This is a genomic window from Niabella soli DSM 19437, assembly GCF_000243115.2.
GTDB lineage: Bacteria > Bacteroidota > Bacteroidia > Chitinophagales > Chitinophagaceae > Niabella > Niabella soli.
In genome coordinates this window covers 2,877,540-2,899,055 of record NZ_CP007035.1, presented here as the reverse complement: position 1 = coordinate 2,899,055, position 21,516 = coordinate 2,877,540, and the positions used below count along the sequence as shown (strand labels likewise).

At 46.2% G+C, this 21,516-nt stretch carries 18 protein-coding genes; 11 read left to right on the top strand and 7 right to left on the bottom strand.

Going from position 1 to position 21,516, the window contains the following annotated elements:
• Positions 1-43: 43 nt before the first annotated feature.
• The 5 genes from purH to NIASO_RS12355 all read right to left on the bottom strand — a co-directional run bounded on the left by purH (position 44) and on the right by NIASO_RS12355 (position 9,369).
• Positions 44-1,567, bottom strand: coding sequence for a bifunctional phosphoribosylaminoimidazolecarboxamide formyltransferase/IMP cyclohydrolase (gene purH / locus NIASO_RS12375; protein ID WP_008586266.1), 1,524 nt, complete (start codon positions 1,565-1,567; stop codon positions 44-46).
• A 31-nt stretch (positions 1,568-1,598) separates the two neighbouring features.
• Positions 1,599-3,683: a ComEC/Rec2 family competence protein gene (locus tag NIASO_RS12370; RefSeq protein WP_008586264.1), complete on the bottom strand. Its 2,085-nt coding sequence runs from the start codon at positions 3,681-3,683 to the stop codon at positions 1,599-1,601.
• Positions 3,684-3,982: 299 nt separating this feature from the next.
• Positions 3,983-6,352: a S9 family peptidase gene (locus NIASO_RS12365; protein WP_008586262.1), complete on the bottom strand. Its 2,370-nt coding sequence runs from the start codon at positions 6,350-6,352 to the stop codon at positions 3,983-3,985.
• Between the two features lie 55 nt (positions 6,353-6,407).
• Positions 6,408-8,123 carry a M28 family metallopeptidase gene (locus NIASO_RS12360; protein ID WP_008586260.1) on the bottom strand — a complete coding sequence of 572 codons (1,716 nt, stop codon included), beginning with the start codon at positions 8,121-8,123 and terminating at the stop codon, positions 6,408-6,410.
• A gap of 4 nt (positions 8,124-8,127) precedes the next feature.
• Positions 8,128-9,369, bottom strand: a complete 1,242-nt coding sequence (locus tag NIASO_RS12355) for a PQQ-dependent sugar dehydrogenase (protein WP_008586258.1) — start codon at positions 9,367-9,369, stop codon at positions 8,128-8,130.
• A 139-nt stretch (positions 9,370-9,508) separates the two neighbouring features.
• On the opposite strand from NIASO_RS12355, the gene NIASO_RS12350 reads away from it, so the two are divergent.
• The 3 genes from NIASO_RS12350 to NIASO_RS12340 all read left to right on the top strand — a co-directional run bounded on the left by NIASO_RS12350 (position 9,509) and on the right by NIASO_RS12340 (position 11,450).
• Positions 9,509-10,333, top strand: coding sequence for an SCO family protein (locus NIASO_RS12350; RefSeq protein WP_025298930.1), 825 nt, complete (start codon positions 9,509-9,511; stop codon positions 10,331-10,333).
• Complete coding sequence (locus tag NIASO_RS12345) at positions 10,305-10,844, top strand: DUF420 domain-containing protein (RefSeq protein WP_008586255.1); 540 nt, start codon at positions 10,305-10,307, stop codon at positions 10,842-10,844. Before NIASO_RS12350 ends, NIASO_RS12345 begins: the two co-directional genes overlap by 29 nt.
• A gap of 141 nt (positions 10,845-10,985) precedes the next feature.
• Positions 10,986-11,450 (top strand): mobile mystery protein A, encoded by a 465-nt coding sequence (locus NIASO_RS12340; RefSeq protein WP_008586253.1) that lies wholly within the window; start codon positions 10,986-10,988, stop codon positions 11,448-11,450.
• A gap of 16 nt (positions 11,451-11,466) precedes the next feature.
• Here NIASO_RS12340 and NIASO_RS19720 read toward each other — a convergent pair whose 3' ends face one another.
• Complete coding sequence (locus NIASO_RS19720; RefSeq protein ID WP_025298929.1) at positions 11,467-12,678, bottom strand: TlpA family protein disulfide reductase; 1,212 nt, start codon at positions 12,676-12,678, stop codon at positions 11,467-11,469.
• 162 nt (positions 12,679-12,840) lie between these two features.
• Between NIASO_RS19720 and murA the strand changes: the two genes are divergently transcribed.
• The 4 genes from murA to rpmH all read left to right on the top strand — a co-directional run bounded on the left by murA (position 12,841) and on the right by rpmH (position 16,354).
• On the top strand, positions 12,841-14,151 hold the full coding sequence (gene murA / locus NIASO_RS12330) for a UDP-N-acetylglucosamine 1-carboxyvinyltransferase (RefSeq protein WP_008586249.1): 1,311 nt from the start codon (positions 12,841-12,843) through the stop codon (positions 14,149-14,151).
• The gene (gene murI, locus NIASO_RS12325; RefSeq protein ID WP_008586247.1) at positions 14,148-14,996 is read left to right on the top strand and encodes a glutamate racemase; all 849 of its coding nucleotides are present in this window, start codon (positions 14,148-14,150) and stop codon (positions 14,994-14,996) included. Before murA ends, murI begins: the two co-directional genes overlap by 4 nt.
• Before the next feature lie 147 nt (positions 14,997-15,143).
• Positions 15,144-16,007, top strand: coding sequence for a sugar phosphate isomerase/epimerase family protein (locus tag NIASO_RS12320; RefSeq protein ID WP_025298928.1), 864 nt, complete (start codon positions 15,144-15,146; stop codon positions 16,005-16,007).
• A 191-nt stretch (positions 16,008-16,198) separates the two neighbouring features.
• Positions 16,199-16,354: a 50S ribosomal protein L34 gene (gene rpmH / locus NIASO_RS12315; RefSeq protein ID WP_026309617.1), complete on the top strand. Its 156-nt coding sequence runs from the start codon at positions 16,199-16,201 to the stop codon at positions 16,352-16,354.
• A gap of 129 nt (positions 16,355-16,483) precedes the next feature.
• On the opposite strand, the gene NIASO_RS12310 is transcribed toward rpmH, so the two are convergent.
• Positions 16,484-18,844 carry a PDZ domain-containing protein gene (locus NIASO_RS12310; RefSeq protein WP_008586243.1) on the bottom strand — a complete coding sequence of 787 codons (2,361 nt, stop codon included), beginning with the start codon at positions 18,842-18,844 and terminating at the stop codon, positions 16,484-16,486.
• Here NIASO_RS12310 and rnpA point away from each other — a divergent pair.
• From rnpA to NIASO_RS12290, 4 genes are all read left to right on the top strand, one after another.
• Positions 18,734-19,303, top strand: a complete 570-nt coding sequence (gene rnpA, locus NIASO_RS20510) for a ribonuclease P protein component (RefSeq protein WP_084568300.1) — start codon at positions 18,734-18,736, stop codon at positions 19,301-19,303. The two genes, NIASO_RS12310 and rnpA, sit on opposite strands and share 111 nt — an antisense overlap.
• Entirely contained in the window at positions 19,287-19,517 is a 231-nt protein-coding gene (gene yidD, locus NIASO_RS12300; RefSeq protein ID WP_044046321.1) for a membrane protein insertion efficiency factor YidD, read from the top strand. Before rnpA ends, yidD begins: the two co-directional genes overlap by 17 nt.
• A gap of 82 nt (positions 19,518-19,599) precedes the next feature.
• On the top strand, positions 19,600-19,974 hold the full coding sequence (gene acpS / locus NIASO_RS12295; protein WP_008586241.1) for a holo-ACP synthase: 375 nt from the start codon (positions 19,600-19,602) through the stop codon (positions 19,972-19,974).
• A 20-nt stretch (positions 19,975-19,994) separates the two neighbouring features.
• The gene (locus NIASO_RS12290; RefSeq protein WP_008586240.1) at positions 19,995-21,290 is read left to right on the top strand and encodes a phenylacetate--CoA ligase family protein; all 1,296 of its coding nucleotides are present in this window, start codon (positions 19,995-19,997) and stop codon (positions 21,288-21,290) included.
• Positions 21,291-21,516: the final 226 nt, after the last annotated feature.

Below are 21,516 nucleotides of genomic sequence, written 5' to 3'. Positions count from 1 at the left end.
CCGCCTTACCGTTTTACCGGCCAACTCCCTTTATTTGTACTGTTTAATGCTTAAAATGCCGCATGCCGGTCATTACCATTGCCAGGTTATTTTGCTGGGTATATTCAACAGAATCCTTATCGCGAATAGAGCCGCCCGGCTGTATAAAGGCCGTAATGCCCGCACTGTGCGCAATCTGCACACTATCATTAAAAGGGAAAAAGGCGTCGCTGGCCAGTACGGCGCCATTCAGATCAAAGCCGAATTGTTTTGCTTTTTCCAATGCGTGGCGTACCGCATCCACCCGGCTGGTTTGCCCGGCGCCTTTGCCCACGAGCTGTTTGTTTTTTACCAGCGCAATCGCATTTGATTTTAAATGCTTGCAGATAATATTGGCAAATTCGAGGTCCGCTTTTTCAGCAGCGGTCGCTTCGCGGCCACCTGCTTCCTTCCATTCTGCATAATTACCGTTATCCTGTTGCTGTGTCAACACACCATTGAGAACCGATTTGTTTTGAGCGTTCTGCGTTAAGCCTTCAGCCTTTAATTGCAGTAAGATCCGGTTCTTCTTCGACTTTAAAATATTCAACGCCGCTTCATCATACGCAGGTGCGATCAGCACTTCAAAGAAAATTTCATTGATGGCATTTGCTGTAGCTTCGTCTACGGTACCGTTGGTCACCAATACACCGCCAAAGGCACTCTCCGGATCACCGGCCAGCGCATCTTTCCAGGCTTCACTTACAATTGCACGGGCCGCTACACCACATACATTGGTATGTTTGATAATAGCAAACACGGTGTCTGCGCTTCCCTGGAATTCACGGATCAGTTGCACGGCGGCATCCACATCCACCAGGTTATTATAGGAGAGCTCTTTTCCATTCAACTGGTTGAACAGTTGATCCAGGTCGCCGTAAAAAGTACCTGCCTGGTGCGGGTTTTCTCCGTACCGCATGGCTTTGGGAATATTTACGGATTGTAGAAAATAAGAACCATTGTTGCCGTTAAAATAATTGGATATCACCACGTCGTAATGCGCCACAATCTCAAAAGCCTTTGCAGCAAAGGATTTGCGCTGCTCAATGCTGGTGGTGCCTTCCTGCGTTTTTAATAATTCTTCCAGGGCAGTGTAGTCTTTTTTTGCTGCCACCACTACTACATCTTTAAAATTCTTAGCGGCAGCGCGGATCATAGAAGGGCCGCCGATATCGATCTTTTCGATGATCAGTTTTTCTTCCGTCGTATTGGCCAGGGTTTCTTCAAAAGGGTACAGGTCTACAATTACCAGGTCGATCTCAGGTATTTTGTATTCTGCCATCTCCTGTACATCCGATTCCAGCTCCCTTCTTCCCAAAATACCTCCGAACACGGATGGATGCAGCGTTTTTACGCGCCCGCCCAATATGGAAGGGTAGGTGGTTAATTGTTCCACCGGAACAACATTGATGCCCAGGTCTTCAATAAATTTTTGGGTACCGCCGGTAGAATAAATGATAATGCCCAACCGGGATAGTTCTTTTACAATGGGTTCCAGTCCGTCCTTGTAAAAAACGGAGATCAGTGCAGATTGTATCTTTTTGTTCATAAAATTGAATTGGAGCCGCAAAGGTAAGCCTTCAAAGATTCATTACAAAAGCTCCTTTAAGTGCTACATTATGGCAGGGTATGAGCAGGCTATCGCAATCTTTTTGCCAGTAGCGGGCTTTCCAGGCCGGCACCGACCCGTCAATCACAATTTGTGTGGGCTGTACCCGCTGGATCAGGTCTGCAACGTAGAGCCGCGAATTGCCCGAAAGTATGGCCAGTGCTATCTTTCCGCGTGCATCAATTGTTTCCACGGGTCCGTCGACCAACAAAACGGGTTGCCGCTGAAATATAAACAAACGATTGTTTTTGTCGGCGCTCGGGATGCGGCGCACCTGGCGCAGGCGGTATAAGACGGCGGCGGGCTGAAAGATGTTTTTTTGTATAACCGGATCTGTTACCGTCAAAGAATCACTAAGCAAATAGTGCTCCCTTCCCTCAATAAAATCAACCGCGCGGCCCCCGGGGATATTATAAATAATTAATTGCTTCTGTTTTTCCGCATGATTGAAGGAAAGGACCCTGGCCGTCATTATCATGCATAAACTTATCATTCCCACCCACAGAGCATATCGTTTTTGCAATAGCAGCCAGGTGGCAATTCCTGTTATAATAACGTACAACAGTACTACTTGAAAGGTGCTGATCCGGATGCCTTCCCATAGCGCAAAAGGACACTGGCTGAGGTTTTCAATAATCGAATTCATCCACCAGATCCCTTTATCTAAAATAATGCCTATGAAAGCGGCAACTTTCGAAACAGGAGCTACGATCACTAATAGGAGCGCTCCGATCAGTACCAGGCTTGAAAGGGGAACCACCAAAATATTGGTAATTAAAAAATAAACGGGAAACTGGTGAAACTGGTAAGCAGCGATGGGTGTGGTTAATACCTGTGCTGCGATGCTTACCGCGCAAAGCTGCCAAACGGCATTTAATAGTTTATTGCGGATGAAAACAAGATGGTAAATGGGTTTGTAGAAAATAACAATGCCTAATACGGCAGTATAAGACAATTGAAATCCTATGTCCCAAAGCCAGTAAGGGTTGTAGCAAAGCAATATAAAAGCTGATGCTGCCAGGGTATTGTAAATGGATGCATTTCTGCTGATCTGCTTGCCCAGCAACATACAGGTGAACATAACCGCGGCTCTTACAATGGAAGCTGCCCCTCCGGTCAATAAGGTAAAAAGCCATAAGACTCCCAGAATAACAATCGTGTACAAACCTTTTGTTTTGCGGTATTTTAATAAGGGGCCTGCAGCGAGGGTCAACAACCAGTACACCAAGCCCAGGTGCATGCCGGAAACCGCAATTACATGCACCACACCGGTATCACTGTAAGATTGCAACAACTGTTTGTCAAGATCATCCCGGTAGCCGATCAGCAAGGCTTCGGCAAGTCCCAGTTCCCTGGGGCCGTGGATATATTTTTTAAGAATGCTGAGGATTGTATTTCGGGTGTTGTATAGCCAAAGGGCCAGACTAAATTTTTGGTCAGGTGGTAATTGAACGAAATCATTACCGGTAAGATATACCTGGTGGGTTATTCCGTTGAACAGGGCATAGCGTTTATAGTCGAAACTGCCGGGGTTCCCGCTGTTGCTGATCTCCTGCGGTGCTTTATTGAATAACAATCGGTCTCCTGCGTGCAATTGTTTAATAGCGGAGTCTTTTTTAAAATATAAGATCAACTGACCGCTGGTGCTGGTGGCAATGTTATCAGAAATAAGATGATCTGTTGCAGCAGCAGCTTTATAAGAGCGATTTTTTTCCACTGGGTTTTCCAATAAAGTTACTTCCACATACATCCCCTGCTTATACGCACGTCCGACCCGGTCTGGTTTAAAACGAACGTCATTTACCGTTGTCAGGGTCATTCCAATAAAAAAAAGACCCAGAGCAATCAGCAGGGCTTGCAGCCCTTTCAGCCGGAAACGCAGGTATGCCGGTAAAAAGCGAAATAAAAAAGAAGCAATTAATGCAATACCCAATCCTGTTATACTGAAATGTAAAGACAGGGGGCAATACCATTGTAAGATAACCCCTGCTATTAAAGGTGGGAGTAATTTCAGAAAAGGCGCTTTTCCCAAAAATATGGAAGCAGGTGTGTGCATAGGCGCTGGGCTTGCAATAAAGTTAGGAAAAATAAAGGATAGTTTCCCGCTGACTTCGCAGACTTACGCAGAAGAAAAAGCGCCATCCGTGCCTTGCCATCGGAGGGTATCTGAAAACACCGTGTCTTAACGTAACCCTTTGCGCCCTTGCTCCTTTTGCGTCTTTGCGAGAAACCCCAACCGCTGCGCTCTTGCTCCACTGTATCACTGCGGGAAATCTAGTGCTCACAGATTCCCCGGATTTACACAGATTTGAAACCAATCCGCTGCGTCCTTGGGTGAAACAACACTGTGACGCTTTATTTCTTCAGTGTGCGCTCAAATAATTTAAAAATGCGTTTGTATTCGTCCGTCCAACTGCTGGGCTCTACAAAACCGTGGTCCTCCATGGGGTAGGGGGCCAGTTGCCAGTTGTCTTTTCCCAGTTCGATCAATCGCTGTGTGAGTTTTACAGCATCCTGGAAATGCACATTCACATCTACCATACCATGACAGATCAACAGGTTGCCTTTAAGTCCGTTTGCAAAATAGATTGGTGAACTTCTGCGGTAGGCTATGCTATCGGTAAACGGCTCATTCAAAATATTAGCCGTATAACCATGATTATAATTTGCCCAGTCCGTCACCGGCCGTAAGGCGGCCCCGCTCTTAAAAACATCGGGTGTGGTAAAAAGGGCCATCAGGGTCATAAAGCCACCGTAGGATCCGCCGTACATCCCCAGGTTGGCGGTATCGATCTTATAAGTAGCCGCCAGGTATTTTACCGCATCTACCTGGTCGGTCAGATCCTTGCCGCCCATATGCCGGTAAATGCCCGTACGCCAGTCACGGCCATAGCCGGCGCTTCCGCGGTAATCGATGTCCATTACATAATAGCCGTTGTCGGCTAATAAATTATTAAACATATATTCCCGGAAATACAAGCTCCACCATTTGTGCGCGTTTTGCAGATAGCCGGCCCCGTGCACAAACAGGACGGCCGGCATACCGGGCTTTGGATTTTCAGGTTTGTATACTCTTGCGTAAACGGCCGCTCCATCCCTGGCAGGAAAGGTGATCACCTCTGGTGTGCGCCAATGGTATTGTTTAAACGAATCGCTCTGCGCTTTATCCGTTATCTGAATGGGTTTTGCGCCGGCCCTGTTTTCCTGGAGGTACAGCTCCCAGGGTTTGTTGCTATAAGAATTTCTTATCGCGATGTATTTTTCATCTGGTGAAATGCTCACTTCGTTGGCCCCTTCCAGGGTAGTTATGCGCCGGGCTGTTTTCGATTGTAAGTCCAGTTTATAAAATTGCTTTTCCCCCGGGTGTACTTCGTTTGTGGTGATGTAGAAGGACTTTTTGTCGTTGGATAAGCTTGCTTCCTGTACCTCGTATTTGCCGCTGGTAAGGGCTGTTTTTGTTTGGGTGGCCAATGCATACGTATACAGGTGCGAATAACCCGTTGCTTCGCTTTGGAACCAGATGGTCTGGTCATCGATCCAGCCTATGGAGCGCGGGCCAATGCCGGGGCCACCGATCCAGGCATCGTCGTGCTGCCGGTCTACCAATTTTAAGCGGCGCGTTGCAGTGTCAAGCAGCAATAACCAGCGGTCCTTATTGTCGTCCGCATACACATCCAGTAACGCATAAGCACCGCGCGGCGACCATTCCTCCCCGTAAAAGTTTATATCGCGCAATGCTGTATCCTTTTGCATTTTTGCCAGTTCCTCCGGATAATCATTTATATAAGCCGGGATATCCCGGATGCCCGGAATGGGTTCGGTTTTTATTTTGTAGGCAGTGTCTTTTGTATGGTCATACATATAAAAAGCAGCGGATCCCTGCTGGCTACCCACCTTGGTTCGCCCGTTAATATCAGTAGTAAAACCACTCTCCGTAATATAATTGGGAACGATGGTTCTTTTGCCATTGCCCGACGTGTAGATACGATAGGTGATAAAACGCCCATCCGGACTAATAGAGATACCGGACAACTGGCCCCCGTTAAGGTGAATCGGTCGCAATGGTTTTTCTTCGAGCCGTTTTTCATAGTCTTCGTTTGCGACCCTTTTTTCCTTCCGTTCTTTTAACACCTGCATAAGTGCCAATTGATCATGCTGCAACCATTCTTCCTGTTGACTGGCTTTTTTGCCAGCAGGGGGCGGGTCGGCTGTAAAATTGGTCAGTTGGCGGGTGGCGCCGTTGGTTATATCCCAGGCGTAAAGGTTTTGCGATCGTGTGTAAACGATGCTGGTTTCATTAAAACTGAACACCGGATTGTATTCGGCATCCCGGGTTTGAGTAATGCGGATTAATTTTCCCGGAAAATGCTGATAAAAAATATCGCCGTCTTTAGCCCAGGTGGCGGCAGTGCGGCTCTTATTATATTTTAGCTGGTCCTCCGGAATAAATTGTTTCCGCTCTTCCAGCGAAACCTTTTGCGGTGTTTTATTGGTTGCGGTTATTTTATAAAGAGAATCATCTGTCGCATTATCCGGGTTCCAGGAAAAATAAATCGTTTTCCGATCGTTGCCCCATTCAATATCCGATGGCGAGCTCCCGATCCATTTGGGATCGCGCATGATCTTTTGCACCGTTAAAACGCCGGGGGCATTTTGGGCCGTTACGTTGAAAGCCACGGCCATAGCGGGTACTATAAGTGTTTTAAGAAAGTCTTTATTTATCATAACCAAGCAGCAGCATTATTAATCGGGTTCTCCATTGACTATTCACGATTCACTATTATTTCCGTTCAGCAGCCGTCTTGTCCCGTTCTGCCTTAAACTCCGATCCCTGCTTCCAGCCGGGCCAGGTATGCGAATAGGCCAGTCGTTTGCCGATAAGAAACATCAGTTGCAGGTCATCAATAGCACCGCTTAAATCCCAGGAGGCATTGTATTGATCTGAGGGGGCGTGGTAATGCTGGGCATTGAATGCTTCCTGCATCTTCCGGCCATAGTCTTTTCCTTTGCCTATAACGTCAATGCCAAGCCCCTGGCCTGATGCGGGGATACCGGCTTTGGCAAAACTAAAATGATCCGACCGGAAATAGTGGCCGGCTTCCGGACTTGCATCATAGGAAATATAGCGCCCGCGTTTTTCGGCTTCTTCCTTTAAAATGTCGTCCATATCCGATTGTCCGTTGCCGATCAGCATTACATCCTTTGTTTTACCATAATTATTTACCTCATCCACGTTAAGAACCGTAACCGTTGTCGCAACCGGGTAAACCGGGTGTTGCGCATAATAAGCAGAGCCCAGCAGCCCCTGTTCTTCGCCGGTAACGGCCAGAAAAACAATCGTGCGCTCCGGGGGTGTTTTTAAACTTTTCCAGGCACGGGCAAATTCAAGCAACCCGGCAGTACCGCTGGCGTTATCCAGGGCGCCGTTATAAATAGAGTCGCCGGTTGCATCTGGCTTGCCGATGCCTAAATGGTCCCAGTGCGCGGTGTAAAGAATATATTCATTGGGATATTTAGTGCCGGTTATTTTACCTATAACGTTGTGTGATTTATTATAAGTAACTTTTGTTCGAATATGGGTGGAAACCGTTGCATTCAGCGGCGCCGGTTTAAAGCCCCGGATATCTGCTTTAGCAATAATGCTGGTGTCCTGACCGCCGGCAACAAGAAGTTTCTTTGCGGCGTCCATAGTGATCCAGCCTTCCGCATCCAGCAAGGATTCATTTTTATTATCCAGCCGCAGGGCGGAAGTATTCCAGCCGTTCTGCAACACGCTGAACGGGTAGCTTGCCGCTGCCGTACTGTGGATCACCAGGCAGCCGCGGGCCCCCTGACGCGCGGCTTCTTCAAATTTATAGGTCCAGCGGCCATAATAGGTCATCGTTTTGCCCTTAAACAACGTAGTATCGCCATTATTAAAGCCCGGGTCATTAACCAACACCATTACGATTTTGCCTTTTACATCCAGCCCCGCATAATCATTCCAGTTATATTCAGGGGCTACCACGCCGTAGCCGGCAAAAACAACGGGAACTTTATCCAGACTGATAACGGGATCTGTTTTTGGAGTGGAAAGCACATACTCGTCAAAGCCCTTTAGTTGCAGCGTCCCTTTTGGAGACTGTACCTGCATTACAGGGTCCGGCTGGGACAGGATATCGATCATCGGCACATCCTGCAGGTAGCTGTTGCCATTACCTGGCTCCAGACCGGCAGCTTTAAACTGGTCCTGCAGGTAGGCGATCGTTCTTACCTCTCCTTCTGTAAACGGCTTGCGTCCCTGGAACGAGTCTGAAGCCAGTACTTTAATATGCTTTACCAGGCTATCTGCATTGAAAACGGACAAGCCTTCATCATCAGCTCCTGTTTTTTCATGGGGGGTACAGGATGCCAGCATAAGTACCGCTGTTATTGCAGTAAATAGTTTAGTATACACGCTTTGGGGTTTTAAATTAATAAGATGGTAGTTAACAGAACCGGTATAATTTTCCGGCATTTTTTTATTTTTTTCCAATACGATACAAGCGGCCTTTCTCTCCGTCGGTAATCGCATACAATGCGCCGTCGCTACCCTGCACCACATCACGGAAACGATGCTGCTGATCTGCCAGCAACCGTTCTTCACCCACTACCTTATTATTTTCAATAGCCAGACGTACAATATGCATACCGCTTAATGCACCAATAAACAGGTTGTTTTTCCATTCAGGGATCAGGTCGCCTGTATAGAAGATACTGCCGCTGGGGGACACCACCGGGTCCCAATAATAAACCGGTTGCTCTAATCCTGGTTTCTGGGTAAGACTATCGCCTACTTTTTTACCGCTATACTCAAGCCCATAAGTAATGGTGGGCCAGCCATAATTTTTTCCAGGTAAGATGCGGTTTACCTCATCGCCGCCCCGGGGCCCGAATTCATCTTCCCACAACTCACCGGTTACGGGGTTGATCGCCAGTCCCTGTACATTCCGGTGTCCGTAAGAATATATTTCCGGTCTTGCGTCAGGCGTGTTAATAAATGGGTTGCCTGCAACAGGTTTTCCCTCTTTTGTAATGTGCAGGACCTTACCCAATGCGGAATTTAAATGCTGGGCCTGCGGGCGGGAAACGGTATCTGAACGCTCGCCTGTACTTACAAATAAATTACCTTCTTTATCCCAAATCAATCGCCCGCCATAGTGCAACTTGCTGGGAAACGCAGGCAGGGCCTGATAAATAACGGAGGCCCCTTCTATCATTTTCTCATCTGCAGAGAGTTTGCCCTTGCCTACCGCAGTAAGGGTACCCGGCGGCACATCCTGTGAGAAGGTGAAGTAGATCATCCTGTTTTTTGAAAAGTCCGGGTCTACTGCCACATCCAGCAGGCCTCCCTGGCCGGCAGCATCAACTTTTGGCAGGCCGGTAATGGGGGCGCTCACCTGGCCGGCAGGGGTAACAATGCGCATCGTTCCCTCCCGTTCGGTGATCAGGAAACGGCCATCCGGAAGCGTTGTAATACCCCAGGGATAGCGGAGACCGTCTGCAATTACTTTAACGTCCAACGGCGTTTGGGTATGTATCCCTTTAATGCGTGTTTGTCCCTCAAAAGCAGGTTTATAATTGCTATTGGGGGCCTTGGTTTCTACCGGCTTGGATAACGTATCTTTGGTGGAAACATCCGGAGTCCCGTTTTTATTTGTGTTGCAGGCTGTAATCAGCATTGTTGCTATTGCTACACCAGTCAGAAGGCTTTTTGTATTCATTGTTTATTGTTTAGAAGCTTTAAAAATAACACAAATACTTTAACGAATAGCCGCATTACCCGCTGCCGGGGGAATAAAAAATATATTCCGGCGCTTTAAAAGCTTTTCACGAATTTTGCACCTTCATAATACTTTTGATTTGAACAAAACAGCAATCTACGGCATATTACTGGCTATTATTTTACCGGTAGCCTGTTATTTTATTGTTGATCATTATAGCAAGACGGCGGTAATATTACCTCCGCGGTTCTTTCCTGATTCGATAAACTCCCGGTTAAAGGATGGCAAAAAAGTAAGCGACACCATCTGGCATCAGCTTAGTAATTTTAAACTGACGAACCAGATGGGTGACACCGTGACCCTTGACAAGTACCGGGGTAAAACGATTATAGCCGATTTTTTCTTTACGCATTGTCCTACCATTTGTCCCCGGTTAACGATGAATATGCGGCGGCTACAACAATCGGTCACGAACCTGCAACGGGTGGGCGACCGGATGAATAAAGACGTACAGTTTCTTTCTTTCAGCATCGATCCTGAGCGGGACTCGGTACCACAACTAAAGGCCTGGGCCGACCGGTTCCAGGTAGATCCCGATCAATGGGACCTGTTAACCGGTGATAAAAAAACAATTTATGACCTGGCGTTGAATGATATGAAGATCGGGCTGGTGGATGGCAAGGGCATTGATACCAGCTTTATACATACCGATCATTTTGTGCTGATCGACAGCAGCAGGGTGATCAGAGGGTTTTATCACGGATTGGATAGTGCGTCGCTGGCCAAATTATCGCAAGACCTTATCCTGCTAACCCTGGAAAAGAAGCCCAATGAAAAAGGACCTTTATCGGGGCAAATGAATTTCCTGGCGGCTGTTTTTTTGTTTGCAGCGTTGCTGATCGGGCTGTTCCTTATCGTATTTAAAAAGAAGCAAAATGTTAACTCCGTCCTGGACCAAGAATGATAAAAAGGCGAAAATCCTTATCTACACTTTTTCCATTATCGTATTTGCTGTAGTAGTGGCCCTGGGCCGGGTACAACTGAAAACCGACATCGGCTTTGATGTGCATATTTTTGCACGGATCAATGCAGTCATTAATTCAATAGTGGCCGTGTTGTTGCTGGTAGCATTGTTTGCCGCAAAAAACGGGAAATACGAGCGGCACAAGCGACTGATGCTGACGGCTATGGTGCTTTCCATCCTGTTCCTGCTGAGTTATATCGCCCATCATTTACTGGCAGGGGACACTAAATTCGGTGGCCAGGGCGCCATCCGGTATATCTATTTCTTTATCCTGGCCACGCATATCCCGCTGGCGGGCATCATTCTCCCCTTTATTTTATTTACCGCCTACCGCGGTTTGATCGGGGAATACCCCCGGCACCGTAAAATAGCAAAGCTCACCTGGCCGATCTGGTTTTATGTGGCGGTTACCGGGCCGATTATTTATGTGTTAATTAGCCCGTATTATTAAGCAGTACAGTTTTCTGTTTGCAACTTATTCATTAACAGATAATTATTAGTTTTACTGGTTAAGTTTTATAAAATAATTTAAACTTATAAGTTTAAATTATGGATAAATATTTAAACCAATTAGTTTAAATTTGCCGAAAAAATGAAAAATCCCGACACCAGACTGATTATCCGGCAACTTGACAAAAAATTGCAGGTGCTGCAGCCATTCATAGATGTTAAGCCACCTTCAAAAGGATGGCTGAATCTTATTCGCAAAACGCTCAGGATGTCTTTGAGGCAATTAGGTAATCGACTTTCCATCACACCGCAGGGCGTAATGAAAATAGAAAAAAGCGAAGCAGAAGGGAGCGCCACGATCAACTCATTAAGGGAAACCGCCGACGCATTGGGGTTGCAGTTGGTGTATGGCTTTTTACCCAAAGGAGGTTCACTGGAAAAAATAATTGAAAAGCGGGCCACAGAAATGGCAAATGAGATTGTTATGCGAACTTCCGTTACTATGCAACTGGAGAAGCAAGGGAACTCGAATCGGCGTATTAAAGAAGCGATTGCAGAAATGGCGGAGGCGCTCAAAAGAGAAATGCCAAAGGCATTATGGGACTAAGTGCAATCTTAAGTTTTTATGGCATCAATAAATGATCCAGTTGCTCCCAAACCTCCTCTGTCACATCTTTGAAGATCATTAAAATTTTACCTTCGGGATCAAGTAAATATTTAGTGGGATAAACCTGAACAACAAAGCGTTCAGATAATTTTGGAATGTCCTGATCCAAAATCTGGACCCAGTTATAGTTCTTTTTATCAAGAAAAGCCTTCCAGCGCACATAATCGTCGCTTGCGATACTTACCAGGTTTAATTTGTGGCTGAATTTATCACAATAGGATTTTAGCTTAGGTAGCTCTTTTACGCATGGAATACACCAGGTGCCCCAGAAGTCAATTAAGGTGTATTTCCCAAGTGTTTGCTTCAAATTAAAGCTCGAATTTTTATAAACGAATTTTGTTTTAAAATCGGGGAACAACTGACCGACTGACAACTCCGTTATCGTTTTATTGCGATTCTGTTGTGCCAATAGCATTAGTTGTTTGTAAATGTCCTTATCGATAGGGTGGATCAGTTGAAACAGGCTGTCAGCCTTATCAGGGTTTTTTTTATTGAGCAGTTCAAATTGCTTCCAGATCAAAAAAGAAGAAACAATAGAAGAGGGGTTGTTTTTCACAAAATCAGATTGGATAGCTGTAGCTGCTGTAGTAAGCCGATCTTCAGCTTTTAAAACAGAATCGCGTATTTTTCTGTCGCTATAATCCAGATCACTGAGCTGGTCGATCAATGGATAAAATTTTTTCCGGAGCGCAGCCAGTTGCTCATTTTCAGCGGAACCAGACGGGTAGGCGGTTAAGGATCTCCCTGCTGTTCCGTTAATTGTAATATTCAATCCAGGGGCTGCCACTACTTCCATACATTTAAGCTGCCCATCAGCAAAATCCACAGCCACACTGTCTCCATTCTTTATCACTTTGCGGTATCGGGCAAACCGGTCGTCTATTGGTTCATATTTTATCACCTGTGGCGCTTCCACACAGGTGGTATGATTTAGAGAGTCATGTTTTACTTCAATAGTATCCAGTCTTATGGAATCGTTTCCGAACGCCCTTATAGTTCCGATCAAAATTCCTGTTCCAAAGTTTTTAATCCGGCCGCTGACGCGGAAAACGGTAGTATCCTGTTGCTGCCCCACCGCAAAAGTGCAATATAGAATAAAAGGTATCAGTAAACCTATTTGCTTTAATTGACGGACAATGGTTTTTGCAGAGATAAATTGGATAGGCATAGGCATCAAATTGGATTTAAATATACGAATATTATCGTATGTTGATGCTGGTATCTCTACGAAAGCGGATTACGTGTAAGTTTACTCGTTTTTTAAATCCATCAGCTTAAATTTTTAAGAGCCAAAAAAATTATCTTCGCTGCATAAACAGCTATCAATAATATGAACGTATTTGAAGTGCGGGGCGGTAATCGCCTGAAAGGCGAAATTCAGCCGCAAGGGGCCAAGAATGAAGCATTACAGATCATCAGCGCCGTGCTGCTGACGCCTGAAACCGTCACCATCCATAATATCCCGGATATCCTGGATGTAAACCTCCTGATAGAATTGCTGGGGGAAATGAATGTAAAAGTGCGGCGGACCGATCGTCATACCTGTACCTTCCAGGCCGACGATGTGAATGTGGATTACCTGCACAGCGCCGATTTTAAAAAGAAAAGCGGGCGCTTGCGCGGCTCTGTAATGCTGGCGGGCGCTATGCTGGCGCGGTTTAAAAAAGCGTTTATTCCCAAGCCCGGCGGCGATAAAATAGGCCGCAGAAGACTGGATACCCATGTGATTGGATTTGAAAAATTAGGCACCCGGTTCGATTATAATCAGGAGGACGGTTTTTTTCATCTGACAGCAGATAAATTGCAAGGCACATATATGTTGTTGGACGAACCATCGGTAACCGGAACCGCAAATATTGTTATGGCGGCTTCCATGGCCAGCGGTACCACCACCATTTATAATGCGGCTTGCGAGCCTTACCTGCAGCAGCTTTGCAAAATGCTGAACCGGATGGGGGCGAAGATCAGCGGCATTGGTAGTAACCTGTTAACCGTTGAGGGGGTGGATTACCTGGGAGGCACCACTCATACGATGTTGCCCGATATGATAGAAGTGGGCTCCTTTATTGGCCTTGCTGCCATGACGCAAAGCGAGATCACCATAAAAAATGCCGGTATTAACGATCTGGGCATTATTCCGGATAAGTTCAGACAACTGGGCATTCAAATGGAATTTAAAGGGGATGATATTTTTATCCCGGAGCAGGAAAGTTATACCATACAACGTTATTTTGACGGCGGTGTATTAACCATCTACGACCACCCCTGGCCGGGCTTTACGCCGGATCTGCTGAGCATTGTGCTGGTGACGGCCATACAGGCGCATGGAAGCGTATTGATCCATCAGAAAATGTTCGAAAGCCGGTTGTTCTTTGTAGATAAACTGATAGAAATGGGCGCGCAGATCATCTTATGCGATCCGCACCGGGCCGTAGTGATAGGGTTAGAACGGGAACAGCGGCTGCGGGGTATTACCATGAGCAGTCCGGATATCCGTGCGGGGGTGGCCTTGCTGATCGCGGCCTTAAGCGCCGAAGGAAAAAGTATTATTCAGAATATCGAACAAATAGACCGGGGCTACCAGCAGATCGACACCCGGCTACAGGCACTGGGAGCAGATATTAAGAGAAGTCAGAAATGAGTAATCAGAAATCAGAAATCAGAAATAGCGGAGCGCCCATCGGCGTTTTTGATTCCGGCTACGGCGGATTAACCGTGCTGAAGGAGTTGGTTAATATATTGCCGCAATATGATTATCTCTATTTAGGTGATAATGCCCGGGCACCTTACGGAAACCGCTCCTTTGAAACGGTTTATGAATACACGCTGCAATGTGTGGAATGGTTTTTCAGCCAGGGCTGTTCGCTGGTGATCCTTGCCTGCAATACAGCATCAGCAAAAGCATTACGCACCATTCAGCAAAATGATCTGTCAAGGATCGCTCCTGAAAAAAGGGTGCTGGGGGTTATTCGCCCTACCACGGAAGTAATTGGCAATTATTCAGAAATGGGCGAGATCGGCATCCTGGCAACAAAGGGCACGGTAAACTCCGAATCGTATCCCATCGAGATCCATAAATTTTTTCCGGATATAAAAGTATACCAGGAAGCCTGCCCCATGTGGGTGCCTATTGTTGAGAATGATGAAATCGATACGCATGGAGCTGATTTCTTTATTAAAAAGAACCTGCATTCCTTATTTCATAAAGGCCCGCATATTGATGTGGTGCTATTGGCTTGTACCCATTATCCGTTGTTAAAAAATAAAATACAGGAAGACCTGCCCATTGATGTGAAATTAGTTTCACAGGGAGAACTGGTTGCCAAAAGCCTGGCGGATTACCTGCAACGCCATCCGGAAATAGAACAGCAATGCAGCAAAAACGGCGGGCGCCTGTTTTTTACAACGGATTCCGCGGAAGATTTTGATAATCACGGTTCCGCTTTTTTTGGTGCGCCGGTCAGCAGCAAACAAATTACTTTATAACTTTCACCCGAAGCACTGACCATATCTTAACACGTCATTTCGATGAGTCCCGCTTCGCGGGATGAAGAGAAATCTCGTTGTTTGCATTTTGATCAATATCTGCTAACTTCAGGGAGCAATTTTTTTATTTACAAAAACGGAAAGTCAATGAAAAGAGCCGATTTTTTAAAAACCCTGGGCCTGGGAGCAGCAGGTTTATATACAACGAATGTATTTGCAGCAAACGCTAAGAAAAAGTACATGGCCCTGCAACTGTATTCGGTACGGGATGCCGTTGCAAAAGATTTGGAAGGTACCTTGGAAAAACTGGTGTCAATCGGTTATAATGAACTGGAGATTTATGGCTACAATGGCAGTTTTTTTGGGAAAACGCCGGGCGAGTTTAAAACTATTTTGAAAAATACCGGCATGAAGGTGACCAGCTCCCACCATACCACCGGGTTGATGGTAAAATCAAAAGGAACCCTAACAGATGGTTGGGAAAAAGCGGTAGAGGATGTTCATGCCATCGGAGCTCGGTACATGGTGTGCGCGTTTCTGTTCCCTAATGAACGTACTAAAGAAGTGTATGCTAAATTACCCGGTTTACTAACGAAGTCGGCAGAAAAAGCAGCTCCTGCAGGAATGGGGTTTGCCTACCACAACCACGACTTTGAATTTGAAAAGTATAACGATACATTGGTGTATGATTATCTGATCAAAAACACGCCGGCTTCATTGGTAAATATGGAGATGGATTTGTACTGGATATCCAAAGCCGGTCATGATCCGGTGGCGTATTTTAATAAATATCCCGGGCGTTTCCCTTTATGGCATGTGAAAGACATGGCCGCCGGATCAAAGGATATTACGGAGGTGGGACATGGGACTATTGATTTTGCCCGGATTTTTGCTGCAAGAAAAAAGGCCGGGTTGAAAAAATGGTTCGTAGAGCAGGATACCAGCAAGGGCGATATGTTTGAAAGCATCAAGTTCAGTCATGATTACCTGGCGAAGCAATCATTCATCTAGCGCTGTTTTTATCTCACAGCAGTGGCTTAAAATTATGTGGCTGCTCCTGATTTTAGCTGCTCAAACCAGATATTTTTCCTATCTTCGCGGTCCTTTCACAAACCAACCGGGGTGGTGCCTGGTTGAAAAGTATTGAAAATCAGCATGTTCTCCCATGCGCATTCAAAAAAAAGTGAAAATTTTAAAATAGTATGAAACGTACATTTCAACCCCATCGTCGCCGCCGTAAAACAGTTCACGGCTTTCGTAAGCGTATGCAAACTGCCAACGGTCGCAAAGTATTAGCTTCGCGCCGTGCAAAAGGCCGTAAAAAATTAACGGTTTCTGACGAAAGGAAATTGAAATAAGCAACTCAGCTTATTAAAAGAATTAGCAGCCCCTTTTTGGGGCTGTTTTATTTTAGAGATTATCTCAAAAGTTCAGAAACATAACCACAGTGGACACAGCGGTTTAAAACTACTTTTGATAAAGCCCCTTTATTTTAACGCCAGTGTTACCTGCACTAGCTGCTGATTCCGGATCGCCTCCATTTTTACGGATCCTTTCCACCGGCTGGTCTGGCAGCGTTTTTCCAGGTCATCGGTATTAAGGATATCGGCGCCATCCATTTTCCGGATCACATCATTTTCCTGCAGGCCCGCCGTCTTCAATGGACTGTTGCTGCTTAATGTTACAATAATTACTCCCCGTTCATCGGGTAATCCATACGCCGAACGATCTCCCGGTCCCTGAACCGATTTTAAAACCGCCCCCAGCAAGCGGAGGGGCGCTGCATTTTCCCCAATAACAGCACTGCGCATCAACACGGGTAATACCGGGGTTGCCGACAGTTTTTTTAAAGCCGGATCCTGAACGCCAAAGGAATCCATCGGGAAGTTTTCAAATCCCGTTTTCAATGCCGCAGACTGTGGGGTTACGTTATAATCTCCCAGGGAGGGATTAACAAAAAGCGCGTCGCCAAAAAGACTGTGCACATCCGTTTGACGGGCTTGCGCTCTTTCCAGATCAGCTTTGGAATTAAAAAAGTTGGAATCAATTTCCCTGCCCCAATGTTTCATCCCGATAGGAGCGTAAGGGGTCATAATAATATTATGACGGAAAATATCCCCGCTGCTTTGAAACCATACATGAGGGTGAAACGTATTATTCACCATTATATTATTCTCAACAGTGCGGTAAAAACCTTCGCGCAGTTTTAGCCCGCCATTTAAACAAAGATTGTTATAAATATGGTAGTGGGAGGAGCCATCATCCAGGTCAATATCCCAGCCATGATCACAACGGAAGCGATTGTTCCGGATGGTAGAGGTTTGTTGCGCATCCAATAAGATCAGTTCCGGGTGCAGGGCCACCAGGCTATCCATATATTTCCGGTTAGCATTCCAGTACCGGTCGCGCCCCCAGGAATTAAAAGCGCCGTGATCGCCCGTTTCCAATACCGTGTTGAACACATCATTATATTCGATAAGATGCCCTCCGAAACAGCCGTCACCAATATTAATACCTGCGCGCGGTGTGTTGTAAATGCTGTTGTTTTTTACAGTGACGCGGGCCGCCATTTCGATCTCAACACCCGTAGCCTGTTTTTCAATGCGCCCGATATCATGTACAAGATTATTAACGGCGATACAATCCTGCGGATAGTTGTTCGATTTTGGCCCCGGCGTTTTATCGATCTTGTCATAAGAAATAAAATCAGCATACCGGAAAAGGGGCGAACGCACGGCGTCCGGTTTACCCACGAAGGCAATTGCGGAAGCGCCGGCATTACTGATATGATTATTGCTGATCGTATCCTGTTTATTATACCCACTTAGCAAGATGGCGTTACCTCCGATGTCAAAAAAGCGGCAGTCGGTTATTTTACAGTTTTCCGTGTTTTCCAGCAGCAGCGCACCGCCGCGGTAAATGGTCCAGTCGCTACGAAGCAAAGGCTCCTTTGTTTCCATAAAACTGCGTTCATTATGTAAGAAGGTAATGCCGCTGATCACAATATTTTTAAGTGGATTTGCAGAGGTGCCGGTTAGTTCAATACTGTTCCTGAACCGGGATACTTCTATTGTTGCCGAACGAAGATCAACGCCCTTATTGGGCAGATAGTAGAGGGTCGCGGTTTTTTTGTCGAGGAACCATTCGCTGGGTGCATCTAATTCTTCGAATATATTTTCAACAAAGCGATATTGTTTGTGCATTGCTGCGGGGCGATTATTTTGCCAACCGCCCTCCAGTTGCAGGTTGCCGGCCCCGTCCACATTGGTAATGCGATAGTGGAACCCGCCCCATTCTCCCGCATGCAAGGCATGCACATAGCCTCCAACCGGGTCTTTCCATCTTTTTACCCGTTGCGGGCTGATGGCATCGGCGCTGGTACCGTTAAATACTTTTGCGGTGCTGTCGTAATTGGGGTAGCGGGCCAGTACCTGCAGGGATCCGTTTACGTATAAGCGCTCAAAATTCACCCCCGCGGGAACTTTGGCCTTGTAAATCCCCTGTCGGTAAGGTTCCCAGCTCAGGCGCAGCGGGCGCCCTGCACTGATGACGACGTTTTCATCATGGAATGCAGCAAGGGTAAGGGACCGCGTTTTGAGCCTGTTATTTATACTGAGCGGATGCGCTAAATAATACTTTCCTTTACGAAGGAATATCGTTACCTGCTTTCGGGGAAATTGTTCCGCCTGGTGCAGCGCCCGCTCCGGTGTTTTGAAGGGTTTGGAAAGTGTGCCGTCATTGGTATCCTGCCCATTGGGTGCAACAAAAAGGTTTACCTGGGCGGTTGCCACGGTGGTGCAGGTAAATGCTGTAAACCAGAACAGGATAATTGCAATCGTTTTAATCATAACTTTAGTGCCTGCGAAAATGCGCGGTCAAATTTTTATTTTTGCAATTTAAACAGCAGCACTATTAACACAAAAAATACATTTCCCCGGCAAGACCGGTTAAAGAGCCGGAAAAAGCTACAGGCGGTTTTTAAAACCGGGAAACGGGTTTACTCGGGTCCGATAAAGTTTCTTTTTACTGAGGAACCAAATGAACAGGGAACAGTGCAATGCGGTGTGGGCGCCAATAGCCGTTATTTTAAAAAGGCCGTGGATCGCAATCGTATCAAGCGCCTGTTACGGGAGGCCTACCGCCTGCAGCAGCATGAATTGAAAGCTGCAGTGCTGCAGCGGCAATCAAACCTTTGTCTGTTTTTATTGTTTACAGGGAAAGAATTGCCGGTTTTTGACGAAATATATAAACAAGTTGGGAAAGGGTTACAAAAAATAATTACCACCACCAGTGAAAGGATTTCTTAAAATATTAAGTCTGCCATTTGTGCTGCTGATCCGTTTTTATCAATTGGTGATCTCTCCCTGGATGGGTCCCAAATGCCGTTATACGCCTACCTGCAGTCATTATGCGCTGGAAGCTTTTAAAAAATACGGGCCGTTTAAGGGGTTGTGGTTATCGATAAAAAGGATTTCCCGTTGCCATCCCTGGGGTGGAAGCGGATACGATCCGGTGCCCTAGGCCCGTAGGGCCGGTTCAAGGTTTCATGTTTAACGTTTGAAAGAAACCTGGAACTTTGAACCTGAAACCTGAAACAAAAAATATGATCACTGGTATCGGATTAGACGTAATAGAAACAGAACGCATTGCGGAAAAAATTCAAAAGGAGCAGGGATTTCGGGAGTTGATCTTTGCTCCGGAAGAAGTTGATTACTGTGAGCCCAAGACCCATAAATACGAGCATTATGCGGCCCGCTTTGCTGCAAAAGAGGCCTTCTTTAAAGCGCTGGGCACCGGCTGGACCACTGGCACGGCATTTAATGAAATAATCGTCCTTGGGGATGAAAATGGTAAACCGGAACTGAAACTCACCGGACAAACGGCGGCAACCTTGCAATATCTTTCACTGGATAAAGTGAAAATCTCTCTAAGTCATTTAAAAAATATTGCGGCGGCAGTGGTGGTTATAGAGGATTAATAAATCCTACTTTTGATTCAATGAACGAGTTACCTTCTTTATCCTTTCAATCTGCGCAGCAGATCAAAACCTACCAGGAAAATAAACTGGCAAACCTGCTGGCTTACCTTAATTTAAATTCGCCGTTTTACAAACGGCTATTTAAGGAAAATAGAATAGAGCCGGGCGCGATCCGTCATATCGAAGACCTTGTAAAGATCCCGCCTACCGAAAAAGAACATCTGCAACAGTACAACAGCGATTTTTTATGCGTACCCCGGTACCAGGTGGTGGAATACATGGCCACTTCCGGTACGGTGGGCAGCCCGGTTACGATAGCGCTTACTGAAAATGACCTGCAACGCCTTGCCTACAATGAGTACAGCTCTTTTGTATGTGCGGATGGCAGTGCTTCGGATATTTATCAGTTGATGCTGACCCTTGACCGGCAATTTATGGCGGGCATTGCCTATTATTTAGGCATCCGGAAATTAGGGGCGGGGCTGGTGCGCGTGGGGCCTGGCGTTCCTTCTTTGCAATGGGAAGTAATTGAACGCCTGAAACCCACTTCCATAGTTGCTGTGCCCTCCTTTATTGTAAAACTGATCCAATATGCAAAAGAGAACGGTATTGACCCCAATAAGTCTTCCGTAAAAAAAGCGATCTGCATTGGTGAAAATCTCCGTCACGAAGACCTGTCATTAAATATACTAGGGACGAAAATTACGGAGGACTGGAAGATCCGGCTTTATTCAACCTATGCCTCTACAGAAATGCAAACAGCTTTTACGGAGTGCAGCGCCGGCAGGGGAGGGCATCTGAACCCTGAGCTGGTTATCCTGGAATTAATCGATGATGAAGGCCAGCCTGTGCCTCCGGGCGAAATTGGCGAAGTAACGGTCACCACGCTGGGCGTGGAAGGTATGCCCCTGCTGCGTTATAAAACCGGTGATCTTTGCCGCGCTTATTATGAGCCTTGTAGTTGTGGCCGCCATACTACCCGCCTGTCGCCGGTTATCGGACGTAAAAAACAAATGATCAAATTTAAAGGCACCACGCTTTTTGCGCCGGCTCTTTTTGAGATCATTCATAAAATAGACGCCATTAAAGAATATGTGGCCGAAGTGTACAGCAATGAGATTGGTACCGATGAAGTGTTGTTATACCTTGTACCGGTCAACACTTCCGAGGACACCTCCAACCGCATCAAATCCTATTTACAGGCGCGCCTGCGGGTGATGCCGCATATAAAATACCTTACCAGAGAGGAAATGCAGCAACTGCAATTTCCGGACGGCGCCCGAAAGCCGGTACGGTTTATTGACAAGAGGGTATAACCATACCAATGTCGTTTTTTAAGCGGCGGACTCCGGAGAATGTAGCATAAGAAATATTGAATAAGGAATGCAGGAGGACATTATTTAGTGTCATGCAGTGTTCGATTTTTTTTGATGTTTTTTAGTTGGGGAAGAAAGCATCTGAAGATACACAGTCGTTGCATATTTTATATTGATAGTCATATTGTGCTTTTTTCTGCGCAGCAGTATGAATTCTCTCGTAGCG